The sequence below is a fragment of the Pseudomonas poae genome (assembly GCF_001439785.1).
In the GTDB taxonomy this organism is placed as follows: Bacteria; Pseudomonadota; Gammaproteobacteria; order Pseudomonadales; family Pseudomonadaceae; genus Aquipseudomonas; species Aquipseudomonas poae.
In genome coordinates this window covers 1-14,748 of the sequence record NZ_JYLI01000005.1, presented here as the reverse complement: position 1 = coordinate 14,748, position 14,748 = coordinate 1, and the positions used below count along the sequence as shown (strand labels likewise).

At 59.3% G+C, this 14,748-nt stretch carries 17 protein-coding genes and 1 tRNA gene; 12 read left to right on the top strand and 6 right to left on the bottom strand.

What is annotated here, in order from left to right:
* Positions 1-7: 7 nt before the first annotated feature.
* A complete protein-coding gene (gene ygfZ / locus TU75_RS07270) occupies positions 8-949 on the bottom strand; it encodes a CAF17-like 4Fe-4S cluster assembly/insertion protein YgfZ (protein WP_060548561.1) in 942 nt (313 codons plus the stop codon).
* Positions 950-1,089: 140 nt separating this feature from the next.
* Here ygfZ and TU75_RS07265 point away from each other — a divergent pair, with 140 nt between their 5' ends.
* Together TU75_RS07265 and TU75_RS07260 are read left to right on the top strand one after the other, a co-directional pair.
* The gene (locus TU75_RS07265) at positions 1,090-1,344 is read left to right on the top strand and encodes an FAD assembly factor SdhE (protein WP_060548560.1); all 255 of its coding nucleotides are present in this window, start codon (positions 1,090-1,092) and stop codon (positions 1,342-1,344) included.
* Positions 1,328-1,774 carry a protein YgfX gene (locus TU75_RS07260; protein WP_015371487.1) on the top strand — a complete coding sequence of 149 codons (447 nt, stop codon included), beginning with the start codon at positions 1,328-1,330 and terminating at the stop codon, positions 1,772-1,774. The genes TU75_RS07265 and TU75_RS07260 overlap by 17 nt, the downstream gene beginning before the upstream one ends.
* On the opposite strand, the gene nadB is transcribed toward TU75_RS07260, so the two are convergent.
* Entirely contained in the window at positions 1,743-3,359 is a 1,617-nt protein-coding gene (gene nadB, locus TU75_RS07255) for an L-aspartate oxidase (RefSeq protein WP_003233920.1), read from the bottom strand. The genes TU75_RS07260 and nadB overlap by 32 nt on opposite strands.
* Positions 3,360-3,824: 465 nt before the next feature.
* On the opposite strand from nadB, the gene rpoE reads away from it, so the two are divergent.
* From rpoE to TU75_RS07235, 4 genes are all read left to right on the top strand, one after another.
* Entirely contained in the window at positions 3,825-4,406 is a 582-nt protein-coding gene (rpoE, locus tag TU75_RS07250) for an RNA polymerase sigma factor RpoE/AlgU (protein WP_003172477.1), read from the top strand.
* A 32-nt stretch (positions 4,407-4,438) separates the two neighbouring features.
* Positions 4,439-5,026: a sigma-E factor negative regulatory protein gene (locus TU75_RS07245; RefSeq protein ID WP_003233921.1), complete on the top strand. Its 588-nt coding sequence runs from the start codon at positions 4,439-4,441 to the stop codon at positions 5,024-5,026.
* A 16-nt stretch (positions 5,027-5,042) separates the two neighbouring features.
* Positions 5,043-6,005, top strand: coding sequence for a MucB/RseB C-terminal domain-containing protein (locus tag TU75_RS07240; protein WP_060548559.1), 963 nt, complete (start codon positions 5,043-5,045; stop codon positions 6,003-6,005).
* Between the two features lie 235 nt (positions 6,006-6,240).
* Positions 6,241-7,680: a DegQ family serine endoprotease gene (locus TU75_RS07235; RefSeq protein WP_003233926.1), complete on the top strand. Its 1,440-nt coding sequence runs from the start codon at positions 6,241-6,243 to the stop codon at positions 7,678-7,680.
* A 67-nt stretch (positions 7,681-7,747) separates the two neighbouring features.
* Here TU75_RS07235 and TU75_RS07230 read toward each other — a convergent pair whose 3' ends face one another.
* A complete protein-coding gene (locus TU75_RS07230) occupies positions 7,748-9,181 on the bottom strand; it encodes a M48 family metalloprotease (RefSeq protein WP_060548558.1) in 1,434 nt (477 codons plus the stop codon).
* Positions 9,182-9,276: 95 nt separating this feature from the next.
* On the opposite strand from TU75_RS07230, the gene TU75_RS07225 reads away from it, so the two are divergent.
* Positions 9,277-9,516 carry a sulfurtransferase TusA family protein gene (locus TU75_RS07225; protein ID WP_003233930.1) on the top strand — a complete coding sequence of 80 codons (240 nt, stop codon included), beginning with the start codon at positions 9,277-9,279 and terminating at the stop codon, positions 9,514-9,516.
* A 7-nt stretch (positions 9,517-9,523) separates the two neighbouring features.
* On the opposite strand, the gene TU75_RS07220 is transcribed toward TU75_RS07225, so the two are convergent.
* Both TU75_RS07220 and TU75_RS07215 read right to left on the bottom strand, forming a co-directional pair.
* A complete protein-coding gene (locus tag TU75_RS07220) occupies positions 9,524-9,997 on the bottom strand; it encodes a peroxiredoxin (protein WP_060548557.1) in 474 nt (157 codons plus the stop codon).
* Positions 9,998-10,008: 11 nt separating this feature from the next.
* A complete protein-coding gene (locus TU75_RS07215) occupies positions 10,009-10,569 on the bottom strand; it encodes a glycine cleavage system transcriptional repressor (protein ID WP_003172487.1) in 561 nt (186 codons plus the stop codon).
* Between the two features lie 262 nt (positions 10,570-10,831).
* On the opposite strand from TU75_RS07215, the gene dapA reads away from it, so the two are divergent.
* From dapA to TU75_RS07190, 5 genes are all read left to right on the top strand, one after another.
* Positions 10,832-11,710 carry a 4-hydroxy-tetrahydrodipicolinate synthase gene (gene dapA / locus TU75_RS07210; protein WP_003233934.1) on the top strand — a complete coding sequence of 293 codons (879 nt, stop codon included), beginning with the start codon at positions 10,832-10,834 and terminating at the stop codon, positions 11,708-11,710.
* Positions 11,711-11,727: 17 nt separating this feature from the next.
* Positions 11,728-12,843: an NlpB/DapX family lipoprotein gene (gene bamC, locus TU75_RS07205; protein WP_060548556.1), complete on the top strand. Its 1,116-nt coding sequence runs from the start codon at positions 11,728-11,730 to the stop codon at positions 12,841-12,843.
* Positions 12,844-12,847: 4 nt separating this feature from the next.
* Positions 12,848-13,606, top strand: a complete 759-nt coding sequence (locus tag TU75_RS07200) for an MBL fold metallo-hydrolase (protein WP_015371490.1) — start codon at positions 12,848-12,850, stop codon at positions 13,604-13,606.
* Positions 13,607-13,633: 27 nt separating this feature from the next.
* Complete coding sequence (gene purC / locus TU75_RS07195) at positions 13,634-14,347, top strand: phosphoribosylaminoimidazolesuccinocarboxamide synthase (protein WP_003211975.1); 714 nt, start codon at positions 13,634-13,636, stop codon at positions 14,345-14,347.
* An 83-nt stretch (positions 14,348-14,430) separates the two neighbouring features.
* Positions 14,431-14,520: transfer RNA gene (locus tag TU75_RS07190), tRNA-Ser, on the top strand.
* A 119-nt stretch (positions 14,521-14,639) separates the two neighbouring features.
* Here the strand turns inward: TU75_RS07190 and TU75_RS07185 are convergent.
* Positions 14,640-14,748, bottom strand: a 109-nt coding sequence (locus TU75_RS07185; RefSeq protein WP_141719118.1) for a transposase, incomplete at its 5' end; no start/stop codon positions are given.

The window sequence follows — 14,748 nt, the reverse complement described above, 5'->3', positions numbered from 1 at the left end:
ACGGTGATCAGCGTTGAATCTCTCGATCTCGATCAAGTTGATAGGGCAGGTCGAGCAGTTGCAAGGCGGGCCCTTCCAGCGAGCCTAGATGCACGTCGCCATTATCGGCAGCTTCGGCTTGCAACACGGCCAGAAGTTCAATCGACAGGTCAGCTTTTGCTGCAATCACCACCTCGCCAATCGAGCTGCCGTGGCTGGGGGAGAACAGCGCAGTGCCAGGCTCCGGCAGGTGGGCGGCATCAAGACTCAGGCGATACAGCCGACGCTTGAGTTTGCCCAGGTATTGCATGCGCGCGACGATCTCCTGGCCGGTGTAGCAGCCCTTTTTGAAGCTGACACCGCCCACGGCCTGCAGGTTGAGCATCTGCGGAATGAACAGTTCGCGGGTCTGTGGCATCACCTGGCCGATCCCGGCGCGGATCTGGCCCAGCATCCATTCGTTCAAGCCCGCTTCGTCAAGCTGCGCGGCCAACTGGCCGCGTACGACTTCGGCGGGTTCGGCAGGTGCCCAGAGCTCGGCGCGGTCAGGGGAGACGCGAATGGCGATCAGCGCATCGGTGCGCGCGACGCTGTCGGTGTCGGCCGGCAGTTCGAGGCCCAGGCTGCTCAGCGCCTTATCAGCATTGGAAAGACCGAAACGTACCCAGGCGGCGCTTTCGTCGGTGAGCCTGGATTTGGAAAACACTGCGTATTTCTTCAGGTCCGCCAGTTGCGGCTCCAGTAGCTCGGTGGCCATGGCCATGAGCACGCCGTCACCGTGCAACACAATGCGAAAGCTCGATTGCATGCGGCCTTTTTGCGTGCAGCGCGCGCCAAGGCTGGCCTGGGTGTCACTCAGGTAGTTAAGGTTGCAGGTAAGTTGGCCCTGCAGAAATTTGGCGGCATCGGTGCCACGGACGGCGAGAACGCCTTCGTGGGGCAGGGGGCAGAAGAAAGCAGAGTCGGCCATGGGTCATCGCAGGTCAAAAAGTCATGCGTGCATCATAGAGGGGCGCCCGGCAAATGGATAGTTTCCTCGGGACGCGACCAACGCTGGCTGTTCGGGTGCCGCCGGGCCTGTATACTTGCGCGCTATTTGAGGAGCGTTCCATGGTCGAAGACGTAGAAATCAATCGCCTCTACTGGCACAGCCGCCGCGGCATGCTTGAGCTGGATGTGTTGCTCGTGCCGTTCACCAAAGAGGTGTATGCGACGCTCGATAAGGTAGACCGTGACCTGTACGTGCGGTTGCTGGAATGCGAGGACCAGGACATGTTCGGCTGGTTCATGGAGCGCGCCGAATCGGAGGACTCGGAGCTGCAGCGCATGGTTCGGATGATCCTGGACCGTGTCCAGCCCAAGTAATCGCTTTGAATGTCGCTGGCAGGCCTCGCGGCTGTTGCTGGCGGCCTATGCTCTTGCCCAGCTGTTCGCGCTGGGCGCCTTGCTGGTGCTCGACGTGCCTTTTGCCGCCTTTGGCATGCTTGCGTGCGTGGCCCATGCCGGCTGGGTGCTGCCGCGCCAGATTCTGCTGACTCACCGTTCGTCGATTGTTGGCTTGCGCCGTGATGAAGACGGCTGGCAATTATTCAGCGCCGAGCGCGGTTGGCACAGTGTGCAGCTGCGTCCCGATAGCCTGGCGTTGCCGTTGATCGTGGTGCTGCGCTATCGATTGCCGGGGCAATGGCGGGTGCGTTCGATCTGCGTGCCCAGGGATTCGCAGGTCGCCGATGTGCACCGGCGTCTGCGCACTCGCCTGAAATTCAGTCGCCGTAGGTGGTTGGCACCAGAATAGTGTTGCGGGCCTCGGGCAGCATCTGCGGATAGTCGAGGGTGTAATGCAGGCCGCGGCTTTCCTTGCGTTCCATGGCTGAACGGATCATCAGCTCGGCTACCTGGGCGAGGTTGCGCAATTCGATCAGGTCGCGGCTGACTTTGTAATTACTGTAGAACTCGTCGATCTCGTCCAGCAGCAGGCGCACACGGTGTTGGGCCCGTTGCAGGCGCTTGTTGGTGCGCACGATCCCCACGTAGTCCCACATGAAGCGGCGCAGCTCGTCCCAGTTGTGGGCGATGATCACGTCTTCGTCCGAGTCCGTGACTTGGCTTGCGTCCCAGCGGGGCAGAGCGGCGGGTATCGCGATGTTTGGCAATTGCTCGAGAATGTCCGCCGCCGCTGAACGCGCATAGACGAAGCATTCGAGCAGCGAATTGCTGGCCATGCGGTTGGCGCCGTGCAGGCCGGTGAAGCTGGTTTCGCCAATCGCGTACAGGCCGGGTACATCGGTGCGACCATGCTGATCGACCATCACGCCGCCGCAGGTGTAGTGCGCGGCCGGCACGACGGGGATCGGGCCTTGGGTAATGTCGATATTGAAGGCCAGGCAGCGCTCGTAGACGGTGGGGAAATGGGTCTTGATGAAGTCTGCGGGTTTGTGGCTGATGTCCAGGTAAACGCAGTCGATGCCCAGGCGCTTCATTTCATGGTCGATGGCGCGGGCGACGATATCTCGCGGTGCCAGCTCGGCGCGCGGGTCGAAGCGTTGCATGAAGCGTTCGCCATTGGGCAGTTTCAGGTGCGCGCCTTCACCGCGCAGGGCTTCGGTGATCAGGAAGCTTTTGGCCTGCGGGTGATACAGGCAGGTGGGGTGGAACTGGTTGAATTCCAGGTTGGCCACCCGGCAGCCCGAGCGCCAGGCCATGGCGATGCCATCGCCGCAGGCGCCGTCCGGATTGCTGGTATAGAGGTAGACCTTGGCTGCGCCGCCCGAGGCGAGAATGGTGAAGCGCGCGCCGTAGGTGTCGACTTCGCCGCTGACGCGGTTGAGCACGTAGGCGCCCAGGCACCGTGCGCCGTCCAGACCCAGACGTTTTTCGGTGATCAGATCGACGGCGACGCGTTGCTCCAGCAACTCGATGTTGGGACGCTGGCGCGCCTGCTCGAGCAGGGTCTTGAAGATGGCGGCGCCGGTGGCATCGGCCGCGTGGATGATGCGCCGTTGGCTGTGGCCGCCTTCACGGGTGAGGTGGAACTCGAACCCTCCATCGTCGCTGCCCGTGTGCTCGTCACGGGTGAAGGGTACGCCTTGATCGATGAGCCATTGAATGGCTTCGCGACTGTGCTCCACGGTGAAGCGTACCGCGTCTTCGTCGCACAGACCGCCGCCGGCGTTGAGGGTGTCTTCGACGTGGGATTGCACCGTGTCGTGTTCGTCCAGCACAGCCGCAACGCCGCCTTGAGCCCAGAATGTCGAGCCGTTGGCCAGGTCTCCCTTGCTCAGCACCGCGATGCGCAAGTGGCCGGGGAGGGTCAGTGCGAGGCTCAAGCCGGCCGCGCCGCTGCCGATCACCAGGACATCGTGTTGAAACTGTTGGCTCATTATAGGATTCCGCAAAAAGCGATCCACAGGGCTGGCGCAAGCAGGAACGCCTGGATCGGCGAATCAAAGGGGTACACGGGCCACTAGTATATAGAGGGGGCGCGCGGCACAATAGCCGGGCGTTTGTGGCAATGTGAGATTACGGAGCGCGGTTCCGACCTCACTTGGCCGGTTATTCAAGGCGGGAACTTTTTGCATGAGTCCCGACTCAATAGCCGGTTGCCCAAAACCTGGAAAAAGTTGAGTTTATTGGCCCGTCGGGAGCATTGGACGCGTCATCAAACCGGCGACAAGATTATTCGCGCAGTCGGCTTGGACCGTGCTGCGTTTTTCGTGTGTGCCAAATCAGTGCATGCCGGAAACTTGCTTGAAAGGGGGAGAACTTTTGCGAAAAGACCGAGTCTATGTTTGCAAGCCTGATCGTTTAGTTATGCAAGCCTCCTTCAAGCACAACGAGGAGTGTTCATGCTAACCCAGGAAGAGGATCAGCAGCTTGTCGAGCGCGTTCAACGCGGCGATAAGCGAGCATTTGATCTGCTAGTGCTGAAATACCAGCACAAAATTCTCGGGTTGATCGTGCGGTTTGTGCACGACACCCATGAAGCGCAGGACGTTGCACAGGAAGCCTTTATCAAGGCATATCGTGCACTGGGCAATTTTCGCGGTGACAGTGCGTTTTATACGTGGTTGTACCGCATCGCCATTAACACGGCGAAGAACTATCTGGTGTCTCGCGGACGCCGCCCACCGGATAGTGATGTCAGTTCAGAAGATGCTGAATTTTACGATGGTGATCATGGTCTCAAGGATCTCGAGTCTCCGGAGCGTGCATTGCTGCGCGACGAGATTGAAGGCACCGTCCATCGCACTATTCAGCAACTGCCAGAAGATTTACGTACGGCGTTAACTTTACGTGAATTCGATGGTCTGAGTTACGAAGACATTGCGAGCGTCATGCAGTGTCCGGTGGGGACTGTAAGGTCACGGATTTTCCGGGCCCGGGAAGCCATCGACAAAGCCTTGCAACCTTTGTTGCAGGAAAACTAAAGACAGCGGCGACAGCCAAGAGAGGAACCGCCATGAGTCGTGATGCCCTGCAGGAATCGCTGTCCGCAGTGATGGATAACGAAGCGGATGAACTGGAACTTCGTCGAGTGCTCAATGCATTTGATGATGCCGAAACCCGTGATACCTGGTCTCGTTACCAAGTCGCTCGGGCGGTGATGCACAAGGATCTTCTAATCCCTCGTCTGGATATTGCTGCGGCCGTTTCTGCTGCGCTGGCTGACGAAGCCGTTCCGGCAAAAGCTGTACGTGGCCCATGGCGTAGCCTGGGGCGTCTGGCAGTAGCTGCCTCGGTGACTGTTGCCGTTCTGGCCGGTGTTCGCCTGTACAACCAGGACGAAATCGCCGGTGCCGAACTGGCCCAACAGACCCAGCAACCGGTCATGGCCGGTCCACAGGTCAAGGGCCCAGCAGTGCTGGCCGGCTACAAGGAAAGCTCTGATGCCACAGGCCCTATGGCCAACGGTGTGCTTCAAGGCCAATCCGGCTGGCAGGATCAGCGTCTACCAGGCTACCTGCGCCAACACGCACAGGAATCTGCCTTGAAAGGCACTGAAAGCGCTCTGCCATACGCTCGTGCTGCAAGCCTGGAAAACCGCTGAACCTTTAAGGAGCTCTATGCGCGCCATATCGCTCCTTACGCTTTTGCTCAGTGGTTGGTCTGCACTCCCCGCCCATGCCGATGAAGCTCAAAACTGGCTGACTCGACTTGGGCGTGCAGAGCAACAGCAAAGTTTTCAGGGTACGTTCGTATACGAGCGTAACGGTAGTTTCTCTACCCACGACATCTGGCATCGAGTCCAGAAAGGCCATGTCCGCGAGCGGCTATTGCAGCTTGATGGATCTGCTCAGGAAGTCGTGCGTGTAGATGGACGTACTCAATGCGTCAGCGGCGTCCTTGTCGCAGGCCTTGGCAATTCGCGTGAATCCCCATCACGTGCACTCGACCCAAAGAAACTTACTCAATTCTATGAGCTGGCAGTTATCGGTAAATCCCGTGTTGCCGGTCGTAATGCAGTGATCGTCTCAATTACGCCCCGTGATCAATACCGCTTCGGGTTTGAACTGCACCTGGATCGCGAAACCGCATTGCCGCTCAAGTCCCTGCTTTTAAATGATCAAGGGCAACTGCTGGAGCGCTTTCAATTCACGCAGCTGGACACGTCTTCCATCCCAAATGATCGCGACTTGCAACCGTCGGGTGAGTGCAAACCTCTCGCTGGTGTTGAGGGGCAGGCGCCAGAGGTCGAGCCCTCTGAGGTATGGCATCTTGAATGGGTGCCACCGGGCTTTCAGTTGATCAATAGCAGTGCGCGCAAAGATATGCAGACCAAAGTAACGGTCGAAAGCCTGATGTATGAAGACGGGCTTGCGCGGTTCTCGGTGTTTCTCGAGCCCATCAGCGAGGTCAGCGCGCCGCAAACCCGCACGCAAATTGGTCCTACGGTTGCGGTTTCTCGGCGCTTGAATACCGTGGACGGCGAAAGGATGGTGACCGTTGTCGGCGAAATCCCCATTGGCACTGCCGAGCGCATCGCTCTGTCCGTACGCAGTGAGAAAACGGCTACTACTCAGCCGTGATCCGTTAATCCTATGTTCATCCTGACCTTTCAGTCTGAAGCCCATGCCAGGTTGGCTGCCGGAACCATGAAATGTCTGGATCAGCATTTTCACTTGCAAAAAATCTCCATGTTTTTTATAGGTCAGGGCTTGTCAGCGCTGACCTTGATTTGTTCGCGGAACAAAGACGTCGGTCGCAACTTCCGGCGTTTATTGAACCCTGTCGCTCAACCCTGCTCGTCGTAACGGGAGCTGTATGTCGATACCACGTTTGAAGTCTTACCTATCCATAGTCGCCACGGTATTGGTGCTGGGCCAGGCCTTGCCTGCGCAAGCCGCCGAGCTGCCTGATTTCACCCAGTTGGTCGAGCAGGCCTCGCCTGCCGTGGTGAACATCAGCACCACGCAAAAGCTGCCGGATCGCAAAGTTTCGAACCAGCAAATGCCCGATCTGGAAGGCCTACCGCCTATGCTGCGCGAGTTTTTCGAACGCGGTATGCCCCAGCCGCGCGCTCCCCGTGGCGGCGGTGGTGGTCAGCGTGAGGCGCAGTCTCTGGGTTCTGGATTCATCATTTCGCCGGATGGCTACATTCTCACCAATAACCATGTCATTGCCGATGCCGACGAAATCCTCGTCCGCCTCGCCGACCGCAGCGAACTCAAAGCCAAGCTGGTGGGCACTGATCCACGCTCCGACGTTGCGTTGCTGAAGATCGAAGGCAAGGACCTGCCCGTGCTCAAGCTGGGCAAGTCCCAGGACCTCAAGGCCGGCCAGTGGGTGGTTGCTATCGGTTCGCCGTTTGGCTTTGATCATACGGTTACGCAAGGCATCGTGAGCGCCATTGGCCGTAGCCTGCCGAACGAAAACTATGTGCCGTTCATCCAGACCGACGTGCCGATCAACCCGGGCAACTCCGGTGGTCCGCTGTTCAACCTGGCCGGTGAAGTGGTGGGGATCAACTCGCAGATCTACACCCGTTCCGGTGGTTTCATGGGCGTGTCCTTTGCGATCCCGATCGATGTGGCCATGGATGTTTCCAATCAGTTGAAGAGCGGCGGCAAGGTCAGTCGCGGCTGGTTGGGCGTGGTCATCCAGGAAGTGAACAAGGACCTGGCTGAGTCCTTCGGCCTCGACAAGCCGGCCGGCGCGCTGGTGGCGCAGATCCAGGACGGCGGTCCGGCTGCCAAAGGCGGCCTGCAGGTTGGCGACGTGATCCTGAGCATGAACGGCCAGCCGATCGTCATGTCGGCAGACTTGCCACACCTGGTGGGTGCACTCAAGGCCGGCAGCAAGGCCAAGCTGGAAGTGATTCGTGAAGGCAAGCGCCAGAACGTGGAGCTGACCGTAGGCGCCATACCGGAAGAGGGCGCGGCCTTGGATGCGCTGGGCAACGCCAAACCCGGTGCCGAGCGCAGCAGCAATCGCCTGGGCATTGCCGTGGCCGAGCTGACCGAAGAGCAGAAGAAAACCTTCGACCTCAAGAGCGGCGTCGTGATCAAGGAAGTTCAGGATGGCCCTGCCTCCCTGATCGGCTTGCAGCCAGGCGACGTGATTACCCACCTGAACAATCAGGCGATCAACAATACCAAGGAGTTCACCGACATTGCCAAGGCACTGCCGAAGAATCGCACGGTGTCGATGCGCGTCCTGCGTCAGGGCCGAGCCAGTTTTATCACCTTCAAGCTGGCCGAGTAATCCGCTAGCCCAATAAAAAGCCCCGCCGTCGGTTTACGATGGCGGGGCTTTTTTGTGGGCGATGGGTTTAGCTCATCATCCCTTTCACCAAGCGTTCCTGTTCGATCAATTCACGCTGACGCGCGTCGATGCGCGACGAAAGCGGAAAATTGCTGCCGGCCCGACGTTTGGCGAAGTCCAGTTGCTGGATGGCTTGCTGGAAGTCGCCCACCAGTGCGAAGTACTCGGCGCGCGCTTGATGCAGGCCGATGATATTGCCCGACAGTCCGCGTGTCTCTGCAACCTGATACCAGACATCCGGATCGTCCGGACGAGACTTGAGCAAGCCATCCAGGGCTTTCTCCGCGTCGGCGGTGCGGTTCTGTTTAAGCAGCAGATCCACCCGAACCTGGTTCAGCGGGTAATTGCTGGGGTACTGGCTCAGCATGCGGTCGGTGCGCTGTTGGGCGTCCGGCATGCGATTGTTGATGATGTCCAGCTCGATCTGCGCCAGGTTGTAAGTGATGTCATTTGGGGCTTTGGCCAGCAATGGCGCCAGGTTTTCCCGAGCTTCCTTGAGCTGGGAGCCCTTTATCTGAGCGATCGCCAGGCCATAACGGGCGACATCGTTTTTCGGGTTCTCGTCCAGTTGCGCCTGGAATCGCTTGGCAGCGAGGCCTGGCGTGTCCTCATACTTCAACTGCACCCGCGCGCGGATCAACTGATACCGCAGGCTGTCTTCCTTGCCGCCCTGTTTGGATTGTTCGGCGCGGTTGCGGGTGTCGGCAATCCGGGATTCGGTCACCGGGTGTGTCAACAGAAACTCGGGGGGCTTGGCATCAAAACGGTATTGGCGCATCAGCCGCTCGAACATGGTCGGCATCGAGCGTGGGTCATAGCCGGCCTTCTCCAGATTGAGGATGCCGATGCGGTCAGCCTCCTGCTCGTTCTGGCGGGAGAAGCGTCGCTGCTCCTGGATCGCTGCGGCCTGGGTGCCCGCGATGGCGGCGATACCTGCGTCGCCTGCGCCCGCTGCAGCCGCAATGATGCCGCCGAGCAACGCAGCCATCATGGGTAATTGCATACGCTGTTGCGCTTCAACGCCTCGTGCGAAATGGCGTTGAGACAGGTGAGCCAATTCGTGGGCCATCACCGAGGCATACTCGCCTTCGGTCTGGGCGTTGAGAAACAGCCCGCCGTTCACGCCGACGATCCCGCCCGGTGCGGCAAAGGCATTGAGCTGCGGACTGTTGATCAGGATGAATTCCAGCCGCCGGTCGTTCACCTGGCTTGTCTCAACCAGCTTGTACACGCTGGTTTCCACATAATCCTTGAGTTGCGGATCATTCAGTTGCGAAACCTGCCCGCGCAGATACGCCAGCCATGCACGGCCCAGCTGGTATTCCTGTTGTGGAGAGACAATGGCAGAACTGGCGTCGCCAAGTGACGGCAGGTCGTCAGCGAAGCCTGGAGAGGCCAGCAGGCAGGCCAGCGTCAGCAGGGTGGGGCGCAAAAAAGTCATGCACAAAGCCTTTTGGGCAAAGAGCTTACTGTAGCCGGACACTGAGCTTCGGACCAGATATTCTAAGCACCCCAACGCTTGCCCGGAGTAAAACCATGACCGACGCTGTAGCTTTTGATGCCGAACTCGATGCCAGCGGCCTCAACTGCCCGTTGCCCTTGCTCAAGGCCAAGCTGGAACTCAATCGAATGGCCAGCGGCGCGGTGCTCAAGGTGACCGCGACGGATGCGGGCTCCCAGCGTGATTTCCGCACCTTCGCCAAGTTGGCCGGCCACACGCTGGAGCGCGAAGAGGATGAAGCAGGTGTTTACCGTTATTGGTTGCGCAAGGCCTGAGCCGCGCTCAAGCCTTGTTCAACGACTGCGCCGCCGCCAACACCGCATCCACATGGCCCGGTACTTTCACGCCACGCCATTCCTGACGCAGAACACCGTCCTTGTCGATCAGGAAAGTGCTGCGATCCACGCCCAGGTATTCCTTGCCGTATAGCTTTTTGAGCTTGATCACGTCAAACAGTTGGCAAACCGCTTCGTCCTTGTCGCTGATCAGCTCGAAGGGGAATGCCTGCTTGGCCTTGAAGTTCTCGTGGGATTTGAGGCTGTCGCGCGACACGCCAAACACCTCGGTGTTGGCTGCCTTGAACGCTTCATGCTGATCACGAAACCCCTGGCCCTGAGTGGTACAGCCCGGCGTGCTGTCCTTGGGGTAAAAGTAGATCACCACTTGCTTGCCCTTCAGGGCGGCAAGGCTGAAGGTCTGACCACTGGTGGCCGGGGCTTCGAAATCAGTGACCGCTGTATCGATGACTACCGCCATGAATAACTTCCTTACATTGGGTTCTGTGGGCGCCACGGCTCGATCAATGCGTCCAGGTTCAGCGCATCGGCGAAATCCAGGAACTGATCACGCAGCCAACTGATCTGCACGCCGGCTGGCAGGGTCACGGTGAACGTGGCGTTAAGCATGGTGCCGCCGGTTTGCGGCGCCTGGTAGGTATCGCAGGTAAGATTTTCCAGCTCGACGTTATGGTCGATAAAGAACTGGCACAGCTCGTTGACGATGTCCGAGCGGTACGCCGAGCTGACATACGCCACATAAGGCAAGGCCTGCGGACGGTTTTCCAGCGCGGCGCTGCGCACCACATTGACGGTGAAGTCATGCTTCTTGGCAAGGCCCGGCAGGCCGGTTTCCAGGCGCGCCAGGGCGTCCCAGGTGCCGGAGATCTGCAGCACCAGCGCGCTGCATTCGCCGTGACGGGTCAGGCGCGAGGTTACGACGGCGCAGCGGTTTTCATGGCTGGCGCGGCACAGGACGTTGGTCAGCTCCATGGGGTTGGCGCCGAGGGCACTGATAACAAGGAATTGTTCGCGAACTGTGGGGGTGGACATGCAGCCTTCCTAAAACGATGAGCGGTCGATACCGTGAGGGCTGTATCGATCAAAGGATCAAGGGTAGCGAAAAGCATCGCGAAGGGATAGGAGGTGGCGTTTTCATTGTGTGAATGGCCTGCTTGTAGCAGCGCTTTTGCCCAATGATGGCATTGCCCGTCGTTTAGTTGCGCCAGAACGCATCCTCACGCGGTACTTCGCTTGTACAAGCATCTTGGCGCCAGTACCATTACGGCTCTCTTTTTCCGGCAGGAGCGGTTGCATGATTGCGGGCAGTATGGTGGCACTGGTCACACCCATGGATGCACAAGGTCATCTCGACTGGGACAGCCTTGGCAAACTGGTGGACTTCCACCTGCAAGAAGGCACCAATGCCATCGTAGCGGTCGGCACCACCGGTGAGTCGGCCACCCTTGATGTGGAAGAGCACATCCAGGTCATAGAATTCGTGGTCAAGCGTGTGGCGGGCCGTATCGCGGTGATTGCCGGTACCGGTGCCAACTCCACGCGTGAAGCGATCGAACTGACCAAAAACGCCAAAAAATCCGGCGCCGATGCCTGCCTGCTGGTTACCCCGTACTACAACAAGCCGACCCAGGAAGGCCTGTACCAGCACTTCAAGGCGATCGCCGAAGCCGTCGACATCCCGCAGATCCTCTACAACGTTCCCGGCCGCACTGCCTGTGACATGAAAGCCGAGACGGTGATCCGTCTGTCCACCGTGCCGAATATCATCGGTATCAAGGAAGCCACCGGCGACCTGCAACGCGCCAGGGACATCCTGGCCGGCGTGAGCAGCGACTTTTTGCTGTATTCGGGTGACGACGCCACGGCGGTCGAACTGATGCTGCTGGGCGGCAAGGGCAACATCTCCGTGACCGCCAACGTTGCCCCGCGTGCCATGAGTGACCTCTGCGCCGCTGCCATTGCCGGCGATGCCGTAACAGCGCGTGCGATCCACGAAAAACTGATGCCGCTCAACAAGACACTGTTTGTCGAATCCAACCCTATCCCCGTGAAATGGGCGCTGGTCGAGATGGGCCTGATGCCGGACGGTATCCGTCTGCCGCTCACCCCGCTCAGCCAAGCCTTTCACGAACCGCTGCGACAGGCCCTGCGCCAGTCCGGCGTCCTGGTTTAATTGAGGAAGCACTACGCATGAAGCGATTGGCCGGACTTTCCGCACTTGCCTTGATTATCTCCAGCACCAGTGGCTGCGGTTGGATCTGGGGCCCGGAAGGCTACTTCCGTGACCGCGGCAGCGATTACCTGGAAGCACAAGCAACCAAACCGATGCAACTGCCACCGGACGTCAATGTCGCCAAGCGCCTTGACCCGTTGCTGCCGATTCCGCGCAACGTTGCCGACGACACCACCAAAGGTGAGTACGTTGTGCCACGCCCGCAGCCGATTGCAGCCGTGGCGGACGCCAGCGACTACAGCCTGCAGAAGAGCGGCGACTCGCGTTGGGTTGTGGCTCAGCGCCCACCTGCCGAAGTCTGGCCGGTGGCGGTGCAGTTCTTTCAAGACAATGGGTTCCGCATTGACGAGCAGCGGCCGCAGACCGGTGAATTCACCACTGCGTGGCAGCACGGCAGCGAACTGTCCGCCAGCATGGCCAAACGTCTGCAGTCGAGTGGCGTAGCCGCCGACGGCGAGACCCGTGTGCGCGTGCGCATCGAGCCGGGTGTGCAACGCAATACCAGTGAAGTCTACGTGGTCAGCGCCGAGCGTCCCGCCGGCAGCACTGCCAATGTCGAGTTCACCAATCGCTCGGTCAATACCAGCGTCGACGCTGCCTTGGTCGACGAGATGCTGGCCAGCATGAGTCGTATCTCCGAGAAGGGCGGTTCCGTTTCCCTGCTCGCCGCACGGGATTACGACACCCCGAGCCGCGTCAGCCTCACCGAAGACGGCAGCGGCAACGTGGTGCTGAACCTGGGTGAAGACCTGGATCGTGCCTGGGCCAGTGTCGGTCGTGCGTTGGAGCAAGGCCCTTGGCGCGTTGAAGACATCAACCGCAGCCTTGGCCTGTACTACATCAACGTGGCTGAAAAGGCCGTGAAGAAAGACGACGAGCCAGGGTTCTTCGGCAAACTGTTCGGCAGCACGCCGACCAAGGAAGAAGTCGAAACCCGTGCCGAGCGCTATCAGGTTCGTCTGAGCAAGGTAGGCGAGAGCGTGCAGGTCACCGTCGAGAAGAACATCAACACCGTGGCGCCCGCTGAAACAGCGCGCAAAGTGTTGGGCGTGATTCAGGACAACCTGGGCTGATCCGATGCGTTTTGCCGTTCTCGGCAGCGGTAGCCAAGGGAACGGCACGCTGGTCGCTCATGACGACACGTACGTACTGGTCGATTGCGGTTTCTCGCTGAGGGAAACCGAGCGGCGGCTGCTGCGCCTTGGGGTGCATCCCGCGCAGCTGAGTGCGATTCTGGTGACCCACGAACATGCCGATCATGTGCATGGCGTGGGTTTGCTGTCTCGTCGCTACAATCTTCCGGTGTACCTGAGTCGCGGCACCCTGCGCGGGATGCGCAAACCCATTGAGCCTGCAGGTTTCCTGGCCGGCGGCGAGCAACTGCAGGTCGGCGCCTTGAGCATCGATGTGATCGCAGTCGCCCACGACGCTCAGGAACCGACGCAGTATGTTTTCAGTGACGGCCAGCGGCGCTTCGGCGTACTGACCGACCTGGGTTCCTACTGCGCCAGGGTGCTGGACGGTTACCGCGATCTCGATGCCTTGATGATCGAGTCCAACCACTGTCGGGACCTGCTGGCGCGCGGTCATTACCCCTACTTTCTCAAGCAGCGGGTGGGCGGCGAACTCGGGCATTTGAACAACCATCAGGCGGCGTACCTGGTGTATGAGTTGGGCTGGCAAGACCTGCAGCACCTGGTCCTGGCCCACCTGAGCAGCAAGAACAACCTGCCGCAGCTTGCCCGGCAATGTTTCGTCGACACCCTTGGGTGCGACCCGGACTGGCTGCAAATGGCCGATCAAGATTCAGGGCTCGACTGGCGCCACATCGCCTAGCCCACCTCACTCAAAGCGGAGCCCATCATGGAAAAACGTGAAGAACTCTACCGCGGCAAAGCCAAGTCGGTGTACAAAACCGACGACGCCAACCGCCTGATCCTGCTGTTTCGCAACGACACCTCGGCGTTCGACGGCAAGCGCATCGAGCAACTTGATCGCAAGGGTATGGTGAACAACAAGTTCAACGCCTTCATCATGCAGAAGCTCGAAGCGGCCGGTATTCCGACTCAGTTCGATAAACTGCTGGGCGACAACGAGTGCCTGGTGAAGAAGCTCGACATGATCCCGGTGGAATGCGTCGTGCGTAACTACGCCGCCGGCAGCCTGGTCAAGCGTCTGGGCGTGGAGGAGGGCCTCAAGCTCAACCCTTACACCTTCGAACTGTTCCTCAAGGACGACGCAAAGGGCGACCCGTTCATCAACGAATCCCACGTAGTGGCATTCGGCTGGGGCACCGCTGAGCAACTGGCGCGCATGAAGGAACTGTCCCTCAAGGTCAACGACGTGCTGAGCAAGCTGTTCGACGATGCAGGCCTGCTGCTGGTGGACTTCAAGCTGGAGTTTGGCGTGTTCCACGATGGCTCCATCGTCCTGGGCGACGAGTTCAGCCCGGACGGCTGCCGCCTGTGGGACAAGGACACCCGCAAGAAGATGGACAAGGACCGCTTCCGCCAGGGCCTCGGTGACGTCATCGAAGCCTACGAAGAAGTCGCCAATCGCCTCGGCGTACCGCTGTAATCGACGCAAGCATCTGATAGCACGGAAAAAAATCGCCTCGGCGCTTTGCATCCACGAACCATGCTGTTATGATGCGCGCCGTTGGAGAGATGCCAGAGTGGCCGAATGGGACGGATTCGAAATCCGTTGTACCTTCACCGGTACCTAGGGTTCGAATCCCTATCTCTCCGCCATTTTATTGATGCTCTTGTAAATCAAGCACTTACGAGAGGTCACATAAAGCGTTTTGTACCAACGCTTTGTACCAAAATAAATAGCCCTGATCTTCGGATTGGGGCTTTTTTTTGGTTCTTCACGGATTACCGGGAAAGACGTTCTTGATCTTCATGAAAAAGAATTCGCTATCCCGGTAACCGTACGCCATCCGCTTGATGACCTTTATTCGATTGTTTATTCCTTCC